Origin of the sequence: Microcystis ichthyoblabe FBCC-A1114, from assembly GCF_050500245.1 — a bacterium.
GTDB classification, from domain to species: Bacteria; Cyanobacteriota; Cyanobacteriia; order Cyanobacteriales; family Microcystaceae; genus Microcystis; species Microcystis ichthyoblabe_A.
In genome coordinates this window covers 4,442,058-4,454,427 of the sequence record NZ_CP191408.1, presented here as the reverse complement: position 1 = coordinate 4,454,427, position 12,370 = coordinate 4,442,058, and the positions used below count along the sequence as shown (strand labels likewise).

The 12,370-nt window shown below is 39.3% G+C and carries 13 protein-coding genes and 3 pseudogenes; 10 read left to right on the top strand and 6 right to left on the bottom strand.

The window, feature by feature from the left end; all coding sequences use genetic code 11:
- Window positions 1-81 precede the first annotated feature (81 nt).
- Window positions 82-2,082: a carotenoid oxygenase family protein gene (locus tag ACQY1Y_RS21740; protein WP_430013552.1), complete on the bottom strand. Its 2,001-nt coding sequence runs from the start codon at window positions 2,080-2,082 to the stop codon at window positions 82-84.
- Between the two features lie 108 nt (window positions 2,083-2,190).
- Window positions 2,191-2,977, bottom strand: a pseudogene (locus tag ACQY1Y_RS21735) (amidohydrolase family protein); the annotation flags it as partial.
- Between the two features lie 265 nt (window positions 2,978-3,242).
- On the opposite strand from ACQY1Y_RS21735, the pseudogene ACQY1Y_RS21730 reads away from it, so the two are divergent.
- The 3 genes and pseudogenes from ACQY1Y_RS21730 to ACQY1Y_RS21720 all read left to right on the top strand — a co-directional run bounded on the left by ACQY1Y_RS21730 (window position 3,243) and on the right by ACQY1Y_RS21720 (window position 5,104).
- A pseudogene (locus tag ACQY1Y_RS21730) lies at window positions 3,243-4,430 on the top strand (RNA-guided endonuclease InsQ/TnpB family protein).
- 163 nt (window positions 4,431-4,593) lie between these two features.
- The gene (locus ACQY1Y_RS21725; RefSeq protein WP_271930865.1) at window positions 4,594-4,866 is read left to right on the top strand and encodes a BrnT family toxin; all 273 of its coding nucleotides are present in this window, start codon (window positions 4,594-4,596) and stop codon (window positions 4,864-4,866) included.
- Window positions 4,850-5,104, top strand: coding sequence for a BrnA antitoxin family protein (locus ACQY1Y_RS21720; RefSeq protein WP_004267893.1), 255 nt, complete (start codon window positions 4,850-4,852; stop codon window positions 5,102-5,104). The genes ACQY1Y_RS21725 and ACQY1Y_RS21720 overlap by 17 nt, the downstream gene beginning before the upstream one ends.
- Before the next feature lie 88 nt (window positions 5,105-5,192).
- On the opposite strand, the gene ACQY1Y_RS21715 is transcribed toward ACQY1Y_RS21720, so the two are convergent.
- Entirely contained in the window at window positions 5,193-5,408 is a 216-nt protein-coding gene (locus tag ACQY1Y_RS21715) for a hypothetical protein (protein WP_002757627.1), read from the bottom strand.
- A gap of 603 nt (window positions 5,409-6,011) precedes the next feature.
- Between ACQY1Y_RS21715 and ACQY1Y_RS21710 the strand changes: the two genes are divergently transcribed.
- The 7 genes and pseudogenes from ACQY1Y_RS21710 (at window position 6,012) to ACQY1Y_RS21680 (ending at window position 10,200) form a co-directional block, all read left to right on the top strand.
- Window positions 6,012-6,743, top strand: coding sequence for a hypothetical protein (locus ACQY1Y_RS21710; RefSeq protein ID WP_430013551.1), 732 nt, complete (start codon window positions 6,012-6,014; stop codon window positions 6,741-6,743).
- 223 nt (window positions 6,744-6,966) lie between these two features.
- On the top strand, window positions 6,967-7,692 hold the full coding sequence (locus tag ACQY1Y_RS21705; protein WP_149986003.1) for an endonuclease/exonuclease/phosphatase family protein: 726 nt from the start codon (window positions 6,967-6,969) through the stop codon (window positions 7,690-7,692).
- 36 nt (window positions 7,693-7,728) lie between these two features.
- The gene (locus tag ACQY1Y_RS21700) at window positions 7,729-8,394 is read left to right on the top strand and encodes a hypothetical protein (RefSeq protein WP_430013550.1); all 666 of its coding nucleotides are present in this window, start codon (window positions 7,729-7,731) and stop codon (window positions 8,392-8,394) included.
- 261 nt (window positions 8,395-8,655) lie between these two features.
- Window positions 8,656-8,904, top strand: a pseudogene (locus tag ACQY1Y_RS21695) (BrnT family toxin).
- The gene (locus ACQY1Y_RS21690; RefSeq protein WP_002799473.1) at window positions 8,882-9,154 is read left to right on the top strand and encodes a hypothetical protein; all 273 of its coding nucleotides are present in this window, start codon (window positions 8,882-8,884) and stop codon (window positions 9,152-9,154) included. Before ACQY1Y_RS21695 ends, ACQY1Y_RS21690 begins: the two are co-directional and overlap by 23 nt.
- 264 nt (window positions 9,155-9,418) lie before the next feature.
- Window positions 9,419-9,709, top strand: coding sequence for a DUF1778 domain-containing protein (locus tag ACQY1Y_RS21685; RefSeq protein WP_287739371.1), 291 nt, complete (start codon window positions 9,419-9,421; stop codon window positions 9,707-9,709).
- Window positions 9,706-10,200 (top strand): GNAT family N-acetyltransferase, encoded by a 495-nt coding sequence (locus ACQY1Y_RS21680; RefSeq protein ID WP_002778801.1) that lies wholly within the window; start codon window positions 9,706-9,708, stop codon window positions 10,198-10,200. Before ACQY1Y_RS21685 ends, ACQY1Y_RS21680 begins: the two co-directional genes overlap by 4 nt.
- 151 nt (window positions 10,201-10,351) lie before the next feature.
- On the opposite strand, the gene ACQY1Y_RS21675 is transcribed toward ACQY1Y_RS21680, so the two are convergent.
- From ACQY1Y_RS21675 to ACQY1Y_RS21665, 3 genes are all read right to left on the bottom strand, one after another.
- Entirely contained in the window at window positions 10,352-10,834 is a 483-nt protein-coding gene (locus ACQY1Y_RS21675) for a hypothetical protein (protein WP_002738740.1), read from the bottom strand.
- On the bottom strand, window positions 10,831-11,205 hold the full coding sequence (locus ACQY1Y_RS21670; RefSeq protein ID WP_130757700.1) for a nucleotidyltransferase family protein: 375 nt from the start codon (window positions 11,203-11,205) through the stop codon (window positions 10,831-10,833). The genes ACQY1Y_RS21675 and ACQY1Y_RS21670 overlap by 4 nt, the downstream gene beginning before the upstream one ends.
- 225 nt (window positions 11,206-11,430) lie before the next feature.
- On the bottom strand, window positions 11,431-12,279 hold the full coding sequence (locus tag ACQY1Y_RS21665) for a M28 family metallopeptidase (protein ID WP_430013549.1): 849 nt from the start codon (window positions 12,277-12,279) through the stop codon (window positions 11,431-11,433).
- Window positions 12,280-12,370 lie beyond the last annotated feature (91 nt).

Below are 12,370 nucleotides of genomic sequence, written 5' to 3'. Positions count from 1 at the left end.
TGATGGAAAGAAGGGATATATTTCATCTTCAAAAAGTTTTTGAATATCGGGGGAACTGTCCTTTACCAACTGCTGAAAATCCTATTTGACAGGGATATTGTAACTCACTTGACGGCGACCAATTGTAGGAAGCCAAGCCGTGTGCAAACTATAACCAAAATTTAGATCCTGATGTCTTAGCTTAGTCAAAGGACCTTTGGCCAGATCCCCCCCATCAAAAATCCAAAATTCGCTACTACGAGGGGTAAAAACGCTACAAATGATGTAACCCTCTGTAGAATTTTCTTCGCTTGTATGGCGAGGAATGAACTGAGGAGAACCACCAATATATCCCCTAGGAAACTGATAAGAATCGGCAATCTTCAGGGAATCATCTGGGGTATGTAATCGAAACAGGGAAGATGGAACGCCTTGTTTTGCTAAATTTAGTAAATCCTCCAAAGGCACTGCTCGGTAGGGGGCATCTTTATATAAATCATAGAGAAACTTTGTCATCGTTTCCTGCCAAAGTCCAAAGGAAATCCAATAAATATCATCAAGTCGTTTGGGTTGCCTTCCTGATGATAATCGATCTCGGTAAGCGTATAAACCCGTTCCCCAAGTATAGGGAGATGAGTAGATAACATTTGATTGAATGACTTCTCCTCGGTTTCCATCAATTACATAGCGTCCCAAACGGCTAATATCCATCTCACTGGGTTCCATAGAATAAACCCGCTTGGCGATTGGATGATAGGGTGGGTAAGCCGATAAGTCATATTTACGAATCCACTCAGCCACATCCCAAGAAGCAATGTGAGCAACATGAAGCGTAATCTTTCCATCAGGATTTTCGTAATCAACTAAAAAGTGAGCAGCTGGTAAAGGAATGATGAGTTTTTTAGCGATGACAGTCACTTCCTTGTCAGAATCAATCGGGTACTGTCCTGAGATGAGATCCCCACGACGTACAATATAAATATATGAATCCGGTCGATTCGGGCTTTCGAGTAAGTTTCTGATTAATTCTTCGAGTTGTTTATTCTCTGGTATTGGATTGTTTATTAACTGCTCTAAACCGACAATAAAAGCTGTGTCCATTAAAATCACATAATCTTTGCTGACTCCAATTTGATGGATGGTTTGTTCAATTTTTACTGGTGAACCATCGGGAAGTCTTAACTTCCAACGCTCTAAGTTTCCTGTCCCATCCCAGCGAAGCAGATAGACAAAATTCTCAATATCTTCCCCAAGCAAATATTTAATTACATTTATGGCCTGTTGCAAAATACCTTGAGCCCACATAATATTCAACTGAAAAATATTTCGCAACATATTAGCATTATAAAAACCAATGACTGTCCTCATTAATTGGTAAATGTCTTTGGGGAGTTCATCTAATTCAATGGCAAAAGGGAGCCTCTTTAGCAGATTCATAATAGCTCTGCCATAATTTACAGTAAACATTTCACCCGTATTACTATCAAAAGCAGGATGGGCGGTACTCAAAATCGTCTTGAAAGGAAATTGTGGTTTGTTCATTTCGGCCCGCCACTCTTGATTCCAGCCAACAGGTGTAACAACTTCAAGGGTTTCTGTATCTAATTCGTAGGGACGGCCTCCATCATAGGTCACTAATAAACGATCTAGGACATCTTCCTTTCCTGATGGCATAACTAGAAAAGCTGTATTTAGCTCATTACGAAAGCCAAGTGCGCAAGAAAAGCGGACAATTCCATGATTGCGAAATCTATACTTTTGGTATTGGCTTTTCAAGAAGGTTGCCTTGTCTGCATAATAATCAGGGGGCTTAGCTAATCGTGTTGTTATCTTTGCTTCACCGGGGCAATCAAAATCGAGTCGGTAAATCATACCGTCGCCATTCAACAATGAGTCGCCATCGGGAAAAGGGGTACCCCCAGAATCAACCGTTCCTACTGGTGCGACCATAAAAAAATGACCCTGCAAGTCTTCTGGTAATTGCCCTTCAATCTCTAAGTTAAGCTCCGTGTGTTCACATCTATTCGCAGTCATGATTGATTCTGGGATCAAGGGACAACCAGAAGGTAAGTTAGAACTATAATTATTGGGGTTTTCAGTCATAATATCTTAATAATCTGAGATTGATAGGGAAAATACTTGGATTAAGTTCAACCTAATCTTATTCTTTATATCATACTATAAATTTTTGTATTCTTCGTCAAGCTTTCATAACCAATAGGGAAACCAACCGCAGCCCGACTCTAAAAATCCGATTCTTAGCTGAGGATGACATTCTAAAACCCCCCCTTCAATTAAGGCTAACAGTGCCATCATTTGTTCCATCGGGTGAGAACAAGCATGAAGCGCAAACCGACTATTAAACCGCTCTGCACCAGTGGTGGGTAAGCGGCTATGAGTGCCTTCATGAATTCCTACAGCCATGTCCAAATCCTCGCAGGCCGTCCAAAAGGGTTCATAGGCTCGATCGCTCAAAATTCTACCTTTAACGGGATTAGGGCGCAAAAAAAACCGCCTTCCAGCCCAAGTTTGCCATGCGGTGTAGCTCTTTTACCATGTCTTCGGGATCATGTTGATTGACTGCAGCGACTCCTTTGAGTCTGGCCGGGTCATAGCTACAATATTCTTCTAATAACCATCTATTATAGGCACGGACAAAAGCCCCCATCACTTCGGCGGGTAGGCTATCAATGGCAAATAACCACAGTCCATAGGTAGGATAAATAAAAGCCCTATCTACCCCCATTTGTGTCATTGCTTGAACATGGGATTCCGGATTATAGCGATTGAGATAAGCATGGGGATGAGCTTGCCTCATCTGCTTATTCCCTTCTGCTTGTACTTGTGGGGAGATTTTTTGACTAATCGGTTCTCCTTTGATTTTCATGTCAGCAGAAGGAGCAAATTCCCTAAATTTAGGTTCTAGGTATTGTCCCCACATTGCGGGGGGTTCAATGACATGGGAATCAGCATCAATAATTTTGTACCCGTTGAGCATAGAGGTTTTTTGGGAATTTTCTACCTAAATTATATTTGATTGGGAAAAAGCGATCGCTTTTTTGCGGCTTTCTTTTCATCCCCTAAAACTGCCTGGATTGATTGGGTTAAACTTGATACAGCACTTTATTAAACTTAACGAATGGAAGCGATTGAATTTAAAATGATTCTTCATCGAAAATTTGGGTCTGAAACCCCGTCGTTCTACGACGGCTTTACTGTTAAATATAAGCATCGTTTACAAAATATATGCTAAAATGTGAGGTATGGAAAAAGCCTATTCGTTTCGATTTTACCCCACACCCGAACAAGAGTCGCTATTGCGGCGCACTCTGGGCTGTGTAAGATTGGTTTACAATAAAGCTCTCCATGTCAGAACACAAGCTTGGTATGAAAGACAAGAAAGAGTAGGATATACTGAAACTTCTTCAATGTTGACCGAGTGGAAAAAACAAGAAGAATTACACTTTCTCAATGAAGTTAGCTGTGTACCTTTACAACAAGGGTTAAGACACCTACAAACAGCTTTCACTAATTTCTTTGCTGGTCGTACTAAGTATCCTAGCTTTAAGAAAAAACATCAAGGAGGAAGTGCCGAATTTACCAAATCTGCTTTTAAGTTCAAAGACAAATAAATCTATTTAGCTAAATGCACAGAACCTTTACCTATTCGATGGTCAAGACAAATCCCAGAAAGCTGTGAACCAAGCACAGTAACAGTCAGATTACATCCTTCTGGACGTTGGCATATTTCAATTAGATTTGATGACCCAACGATTAAGCCTTTACCAGTAACAGATAAAGCCATTGGAATTGACTTAGGAATTAGTAGCCTTGTGATTACCAGCGATGGTGACAAAGTATCTAATCCTAAGCACTTTAAAAAGCATTATCGGAGACTGCGAAAAGCGCAAAAAAATCTTTCTAGAAAACAGAAAGGGTCAAAAAATCGGGAAAAAGCAAGAATCAAAGTAGCCAAGATTCACGCTCAAATCACCGATAGCAGAAAAGACCATTTACATAAGCTAACCACTCAATTAGTTCGTGAAAATCAAACGATTGTGGTTGAGAATTTAGCCATCAAGAATATGGTCAAAAACCCGAAATTATCTCAGGCAATATCTGATGTAAGCTGGGGAGAAATCACCCGACAATTAGCCTACAAATGCCGTTGGTACGGAAGAAATTACATCGAAATAGATAGATGGTTTCCTAGCTCTAAAAGGTGTAGTAATTGCGGGTACATTGCTGAAAAAATGCCGTTAAATGTTCGAGAGTGGGACTGTCCAGACTGTGGGACGCACCATGACCGAGATATTAACGCCAGTAAAAATATTTTGGCCGCAGGGCTTGCGGTGTCAGTCTGTAGAGCGACCATAAGACCAGAACAGAGTAAATCTGTTAAGGCAGGTGCGAAAAATCCTTCGGGAAAGAAGCAGAAACCCAAATCGTGAGGTTTGGGAATCGCCGTCCGTTTTACGGCGGCGAGGATGTCAACATGGCACAGTTGTCATTCCCCCTGAATACCCCTCTAAGTGGTAAGGTAAGGCGATCCGTGTGATACTCTGAAGGGGTTTTGAGCTTGACTCAACCCTCTAAGATACATATAATGTATGTATGACATTTGAATATGATCCCAGAAAAGCAAAAACCAACTGGCAAAAGCACGGTGTTTCCTTTGCAGAAGCTGAAATGGTGTTTTTTGATCCCCTCGCTATTCATGATCTTGATCCCGGTTGTATAACAGAAGAACGTTTTATTGCAGTGGGGATGGGAAACATGGGATCACTATTAGTGGTTATTTATACTTTGCGGGGTGAAGTCATTCCCTTGATTTCCGCTCGTCGTGCTACAAAACAAGAGAGAAAAACTTATGAGAAAGGAATATGATTTTTCTCAAGGAAAACGAGGGACGCTCATTTCCTCTCAGGGAAAAACACGCATTACCATTTATCTAGATGATGAGATTCTAGCTTATTTTCGAGAACAGGCTGAAACCGCAGGAATGGGTTATCAAACCCTAATTAATGAGGCTTTAAAACAATATATCCAATCTCCTTCTGAGCGATCGCTCACTCAGTCCGATTTACGCCGTATTCTTCGAGAAGAATTATCAGCCCTCCAATAATGTTGCTTGTGATAGTTAAAAGTTAGGCGATCGCTGTCTGTTTTCAAGGATTGCGATCGCTTTTTAATTTTTTCTTGTCAAAGTTTAGTTAAACGGTAAGAGGGGTAATTTTGTAAAGATGTGCTAAATTGGAAGCTTTTTGTAGATCACCTTGACGAAGGGCTTCTCGGACATCATCTAATTTTTGAGCGTCTTCTAATGATAAATAGGGCGACCATCCTTCGGGAGTCTCAATCAGTTCTACTTCCACTTCAGCCATGTACTCTCCAATGTGGATGAGTTTAATGTGAGGCTTTTTTGTCATGGTTTTCTCCTTGTAAAATCACTTGCCCACGGGAAAGTAAAGCCAGAACTAATTGGAAGGTTATACTCATCATTCGGTGGTAGCATCTCCTTACTTAGGGCAGGTGTTTTCCTTGAGGGATAAGCGATCGCTTTTTTGCTGCTTTCTTTTCATCCCCTGAAACCGCTACAAGTCAGAGGGTAAAAGGGTTTTGAGAATTTTAGCCGACAGATTAATTCATTTGTTCTACTTTCAGGGATGAGGAAGTCATACCATAAAGTGACCCTTTGAATCTAATATAAATCTAATATAAATCTAATATAAATCTAATATTCTGCTCAAAAAAACCTATTAGAAAAGTATTAACTTTAGAGATTGCCATTACTCAAAATAAAACTTATTCTGGTATCAAAGGTGATTAAACAAATCACTTTTGACCCAAAAGACAAGGCATTTTGCTTAAGGCACTATGGCTAATCTAAAAAATTCAGAAATGGATTTTTGAGAGTGTTTTAGCGGTGTAGAGACAAAAGACGGAAGTTGATTGATCATTAATTCAACTTAGAAGTCTAAAATTGTTTCTAAAAAATCAAATTAACTCAAATCAAAAATAAGGAGAAAACCATGCCTCAATATACACTTGATCTTTCAATTGATGCTGCGAACTTACAAATTATGAAAGCCGCACAACTAAAAATCACGATAGCCAAACCTGTGGGTGCATCAAGTCCTAATGTAACTTGGCTAGTCTTCGATCCCTTTCAAGGAAATAAAGTTCAATGGGAAGAGCAATATAGCATTTATGCCTCCCCCAACCAAGTAATACAAAATGGTGCAGTGATTACGCGGTTAAGTGAAACAGATTTTCCTGCTAATGATGCCGCTTATTATTCTTTTGACTCTACTGCAACATTTCAAGGACCATTTATAGATTCAGATGCACCTCCTCGTGGGTCATATAAAGCGATCAACAATATGCCAAACACTCAGTATCCAGCCTTAACTTTTGGCTTACAACAAAAAGCATCTATTAATAGCAAAGGGATTAACCCATCACCGCTTAATGCGGCAGTTGTTCCTGCGATGTTCCCTGTTACTTTTACACCCCTAACGACTGTTTATGTTTGGCTACAAGCCTCCTATACATCTGGAACTGTTATTACACGAGTAAATGGAAATGCAACAATCGTGACGTTTGGAGGCTCTGTCACTGAAAAATCCCTCGTGTATAATCCAGCCACAGGAACTTTTATTCCATCCTCTGCGGGAAATGTGACGGCTTTAGATAGTTTTGCGGCTTTAGCTAGTTTTGATGATCCCGATGTCAAAATATTAAAACAAGCAGGCGTTTACTAATGCCAGAAAAGGGATAAAAGCCGTGTAATAAATTATTGCCAAACCTATGAAGTTATAAATACTTCTACTCTTTCTCTTCTAGGTTTGGTTTACTGTCCCAATTTACCCAGTTTCTTGAACCATACATTCTAGCTTCTCAATAGAAGTTAAAAAGCAAGAAGCCGAATCTAAAAGCTAAGACCATAGACTATCAATCATTTTGAACTGTAAATTAGGAGTAATTATGCGTGTCGTCACTTGGAATATGCAAGGAGCAACGGGAGGCGGTGAAAGTAAATGGAATGCAGATGTTAAACGACTCTTTCTGCAAGCAGGAGTTAACGTAGCTTGCTTACAAGAGTCTGGCAATCCTCCACCATCGGCTGTACCAGCAGCAGCACCAGGTTGGTTGCCCGGTTTTGCGCCCCCAGTCGGTTTGAACGGAGCTTATCTTTTGTGGAATCTTGGCACTTCTAGCCGACCTTTTAATGTCTATATTATCTGGATTGAAACAGATGCTACAGGACATCGAAATAATGTAGCTGTTGCCTCTGTATTGCCCCCTTTGAATTTAATCTATATTCCCAATCCACTGGGAGGTAGACCAGCCATTGGGATGCGCCTTTTGTATGGTCCAGCAGGAAACGCAGACATTTTTAGTCTTCACGCCTTTTCAGGTAATGGCAATGATGGACCTGGACTACTTGCTAATATAAATCTTACAGGTGGCTCTTGGTTTGCGGCTGGAGATTATAATTGTGATCCAACCCAATGGGGTCTGCCTGGAAGTGGCTCTCCTAAAATTGTTCCTCCTGGAACAGCTTATTGTCCTCATAATCCAGTTCCTACTCATCCTGGTAGCGGAACAAACTTAGACTATGCTTTTAAAAATCCGGGACCAGGAGTTATTGGTACGGTACTTGACAATTTTATTGTGTCAGATCACTATCCTGTTATCTACGATTTCTAAAAAGCGAAAAGTTAATGGTCGATTTTTCTTTAACTAATGGTCGATTTTTCTTTAACGCTCTCAATTAATTCTGATGATCTAAAAATTATTAAAGCGGCAACGTTAAGAATTACGTTAGCAAAACTCGTTAATTTTGAGATTAATGTTGGAGAATCTATGGCAATATCAAGTTTTACTCCCTCCTTGATTTGGCTAGTTTTTGAGCCATTTCCATATAATAGTATTACCTGGAATGAAGAGTATTCAATTTATTGCTCATCTCAGTTTGAATTAACCAAAGGAACTGTTATCTCAAAAATTAGTCAGACTGATTATCCTGCTATTGATGCTAGTTATTATTCATTCACATCCAATGGGTTATTTGACGGACCCTTTACTGATTCTAACTCTCCTCCTTCTGGAGCTTATAAAGTTAATAACAATATGCCAAATACTCAGTATCCAGCCTTAACTTTTGGGTTACAGCAGAAAGCATCTATTAATGGTCAAAATATTCCACAGTCTCCACTAAATGCCTCAGTTGTTCCCTCTACTTATCCTATAACTTTTGCTCCATCTAATATTGTCTATGTTTGGTTACAAACTCCTCTAAGCTCTGGAACTGTTATTTCAAAGCTACCTGAAAAATTTACAGAAGTTACATTTCAAGATAATCCTATTAAGCAACTTCAATATGATTCATCAACAGGGAGTTTTATTTAAGTGCGATCGCCCCTTCTTCTAGATTAGGTTGAAACAACAAAACCCAACACTAATAAAGGTGTGTTACTGCGGTGACACACCTTTTACTATCAGCGGCGATCGCTTATAGATCTCTCTATTGGTCAAACTTTGGCAAGACGCGATCGCAGAGGAAAAATTGTTATTCCGCCATCAGGATATGCTATAAATGGGGGATATTTCAGTTGGCAAAGTGGCAATGATTTGGAACTAGCATTTGAATAGGATAAACAGAAAGCAAAAATAAATCAAAGAAAACATAACATTTCTTTTGAAGAAGCATCCACCGTATTTGATGATCCCTTAGCTGTAAATTTCGATGATCCTGACCATTCTACAGGAGAGAATCCCTATCTTATAATAGGTTGATCAGATCAAGGTAAATTTCTATTTATTTCTTATACGGATCGTGATCACAAAATTCGTTTAATTAGTGCAAGATTAGTTACACCCAAAGAAAGGAGATATTATGAACGAGAAAATCCAAGATGAATTAGAAGATGACTTGCGAGAAGAATATGATTTAAGTCAACTTAAAAATCCTGTTCGCGGAAAATATTACCAACAGTATCGGGAAGGTCATAGCGTTACTATTCATCATGAAGATGGAACAAAAACGGTTGAACATTTTCCAGCGCAAAATGATGTAATTATTCTTGATCCTGATGTTAAAAAATATTTTCCTAATTCGGAATCCGTTAATGCTACTTTAAGAAGTTTAATTAAATTAATTCCTCAATAATAGTGCGATGCCTACGGCACTGCATAGCAGCACGCCCCTTCTTCTCGATTGGATTAAAACAACGAAACCCAAGACTATTTAAGGTGTGTTACTGCGGTGATGCAGCTTTTACCTATCAGTTATAATGGAAAGGTTTGAAGCCTAGACTTTCATCAAATGATGCTCATCTCTCTGAAAAATCCTGGTATCGTATCGTACATAGTGTAATGTCGTTGTCACTACATTATGTTAAAATAATTAAGTTTGGAATTACACACCCATCTTATGAGTAGTAAAACAAAAAGTAGGACTCCGCGTAATACCCTAAATTTGCGAATTAAGCCAGAAGAACGCAATTTGATCGATATGGCAGCCAAAGTGCAAGGTAAGAATAGAACTGATTTTATTTTGGAAGCCGCGCGGAATGCTGCGGAGGAAACTTTGCTCGAACGTACTATTTTTTGGGCTAGTCCAGAGGCTTATGCAGAATTTATCGCACTTCTAGATGCACCACCTCAACCTAATGAACGTTTACGCAAAACCATGCAGACGCTCGCACCTTGGGAGAAGGAATGAATTTGACACCACCTGAACCTCTGGCTAGTTATCACTCAATCACTGATTTTTCCTGCGGAATTACTTCTCTTGATGATTGCTTGAAGCGTCGAGCTTATGCTAATCAAGCCAGTGGTGCAACTAGAACTTTTGTTACCTGCGTTGACAATAGGGTAGTTGGGTATTACGCCCTTGCTTCCGGGGCGATTAGTATACAATCAGCTAATGGTAAATTTCGGCGGAATATGCCTAACCCAATTCCAGTGGTAATTTTGGCACGATTGGCAGTAGATACTTCTTACCAAGGTCAAGGTTTAGGATGCGGTTTATTTCGTGATGGTGCGCTACGGGTTGTTAAAGCGGCTGATACCATTGGTATTCGGGGAATTATTGTTCATGCTATTTCAGAAGAAGCTAAGAATTTTTATTTGGCTTTAGGTTTTGATGTGTCTCCTCTTGAACCGATGACGTTGATGATTACTCTTAATGATTTACGCGCTTGTATTGCTTAGTGCGCTACAGGGGCAACACGGGGTCAACCACAGGGGGTTTGCCCCTACAGGTACGTTTAAGTCCAGAATAACTTTGCTTATGGCCTCATGAACAAGATGTTTGCCCTGATACACTTTACTTAGATTCAGTGCGATCACCAGTTATCTTTAATTAAGTTTCTCCCTTACTTAAATTATTACAAAACAATTGAATGTCATTGATTATGGTTTGATAAGAATTAACAATTTCATGGGGGATGATTAAAACCTTTTCCTCATCTAATTGGCAAGAATAAGCACTTCTCACCAGATGACGAAACTGCCGTAACTCATCCAAAATGAGCCTTGTTTCTTCTGTAATAACTGCTTTTCTCACCCTAGGTATATCAACAGACATTTGCTCTAATAAATCTCGATGCCATTTATCCCCCGTTGGGAATCTTTGATCAATTTTTTTAGCAATCGCTTCAAATATACGCTCAATTCCAGTATAAACTCCATGCAAATTAAGCGCAATAGAATTAATTAATGCGTTTTGATACATGACATTCGATTGATGAGATAATTCTCTTAAAAATATCTCTAACTGTTGTAGGGCTTGAAAAATTTTATTGAGTTCTTGATTAATTCTATCTTGAATTGATAAATTAGTCATAATTCGACCCCCTGAGCAATTGCTGCTAAAATATAAGGATGAGCCTTTTGAACTTCTACTAAATCCACCTCAAAATCCTGTCCATTATCTAACTCTGCTATCGCCTTAAAATAATCTTTCTCTGGTAAATCCCAAACCGCTAAATCAGGATCAGAATGGGGAGTTATTTCTTCATAATTTAACAATGAACCAAATAAAACAACTTTTGTGACTCCATACTTCTCTTTAAGGAGACTAGCACATTTTTGAGCAATTTTTAACCCTGCTTGTTGCCGTTGTTTCATCTCTAATAGAAATTGTTCACGGTTTGCTCTCGCTGCTAAAACTTCAGCAATAATCTCTTGTTTTCGTTCTTCAGTTAACTGTGTCATTATGATTACCCCTAAATCATTGAATATCAATAGTTTCTATGATAGCAATTTTTGTCATAAGCGATCGCCGATTTTGTCGGTTGGGTTGAGCAATAATAACTTTTGTCTGTCAAATATTAGTGACGCTTGAGCGAAACCCAACCACACCAATGTCGTCAATAATGTTGAGTTTCTAACTGGTATTAGTGCATTACGCTAACGCTAACTCACCCTACACGCTAACTTTTATCTCATCGGTAAAGATTGCAATCCAAAACAGAGACCTTGACAGACTCTTGTTAGAAAATTTAAATCCAAAGTAGCGATTGTATCCTGAGAACTATGATAATAGGGATTACGCATATTAGCAGTATCTGTCACCATAATTGCCGAATAACCGCAATCCCAAAAGGGAGAATGATCGCTGCGTCGAGTATCGGGGACGATATAACCTCCAAAAATTACCGGCAACCATTCGCAGGGAGTCTGATTTTCTCTCATGACTCGACTAAGAAAATTTAAATCCTCGCGGGTTTTGAGATTGCCAATCAAAGCGATAAAATCCCCGGTGTTGGGGTAAAAATGTTCTAGAAAAGCTGGATATTTTTGAGAATGGGGATTTTTATCACAGTAACCGAGCATTTCTAAGGATAACATTAACCTTAAATCCTGCTTAGTTTGTTTTAATTTTTCTGCGTAGGCAATGCTCCCCAGTAATCCGTATTCTTCTAGATCGAAGGCAATTAAACGAATTGGATAATTAGCCTGATTCTCCCCAAAAAACCTCGCTAATTCTAATAATACCGCTAATCCCGTGGCGTTATCGTCGGCCCCCGGCGACCCCGGCACCGTGTCATAATGAGCGCCAATTAAAATCGGAGGTTTTTGACTATTGTTAGGCAAATCCAAGATTAAATTTTCGTAAACTTTTCCCTGAAAAGGGAAACAATGTGATTCAACCTTTCCCCACTGTCCTAACTCTTGCCGCAGGTATTCTCGCACATAAAAATGTCCTTGACTAGAGAAAAAAGGGTTTCTTTCTCGGACAATTTGTTCTAGGTGTTGGCTTAAGCGATCGCTAAGAAGATCAAACATTGATAGCAGCAGATAATTTAATCAAAAGAGCCAATGGATAGAGCAACTGAGGGAAAAATCGGGGAAAATAATAATTGTTAATTATAAAATA

What these genes read in the sequence shown, in the direction of transcription:
- ACQY1Y_RS21670 (WP_130757700.1), bottom strand. Translation starts at nt 11,205, where the DNA reads ATGACACAGTTAACTGAAGAACGAAAACAAGAGATTATTGCTGAAGTT.
- ACQY1Y_RS21740 (WP_430013552.1), bottom strand. Translation starts at nt 2,082, where the DNA reads ATGACTGAAAACCCCAATAATTATAGTTCTAACTTACCTTCTGGTTGT.
- ACQY1Y_RS21675 (WP_002738740.1), bottom strand. Translation starts at nt 10,834, where the DNA reads ATGACTAATTTATCAATTCAAGATAGAATTAATCAAGAACTCAATAAA.
- ACQY1Y_RS21685 (WP_287739371.1), top strand. Translation starts at nt 9,419, where the DNA reads ATGAGTAGTAAAACAAAAAGTAGGACTCCGCGTAATACCCTAAATTTG.
- ACQY1Y_RS21715 (WP_002757627.1), bottom strand. Translation starts at nt 5,408, where the DNA reads ATGACAAAAAAGCCTCACATTAAACTCATCCACATTGGAGAGTACATG.
- ACQY1Y_RS21680 (WP_002778801.1), top strand. Translation starts at nt 9,706, where the DNA reads ATGAATTTGACACCACCTGAACCTCTGGCTAGTTATCACTCAATCACT.
- ACQY1Y_RS21705 (WP_149986003.1), top strand. Translation starts at nt 6,967, where the DNA reads ATGCGTGTCGTCACTTGGAATATGCAAGGAGCAACGGGAGGCGGTGAA.
- ACQY1Y_RS21720 (WP_004267893.1), top strand. Translation starts at nt 4,850, where the DNA reads ATGAGAAAGGAATATGATTTTTCTCAAGGAAAACGAGGGACGCTCATT.
- ACQY1Y_RS21710 (WP_430013551.1), top strand. Translation starts at nt 6,012, where the DNA reads ATGCCTCAATATACACTTGATCTTTCAATTGATGCTGCGAACTTACAA.
- ACQY1Y_RS21690 (WP_002799473.1), top strand. Translation starts at nt 8,882, where the DNA reads ATGAACGAGAAAATCCAAGATGAATTAGAAGATGACTTGCGAGAAGAA.
- ACQY1Y_RS21700 (WP_430013550.1), top strand. Translation starts at nt 7,729, where the DNA reads ATGGTCGATTTTTCTTTAACGCTCTCAATTAATTCTGATGATCTAAAA.
- ACQY1Y_RS21665 (WP_430013549.1), bottom strand. Translation starts at nt 12,279, where the DNA reads ATGTTTGATCTTCTTAGCGATCGCTTAAGCCAACACCTAGAACAAATT.
- ACQY1Y_RS21725 (WP_271930865.1), top strand. Translation starts at nt 4,594, where the DNA reads ATGACATTTGAATATGATCCCAGAAAAGCAAAAACCAACTGGCAAAAG.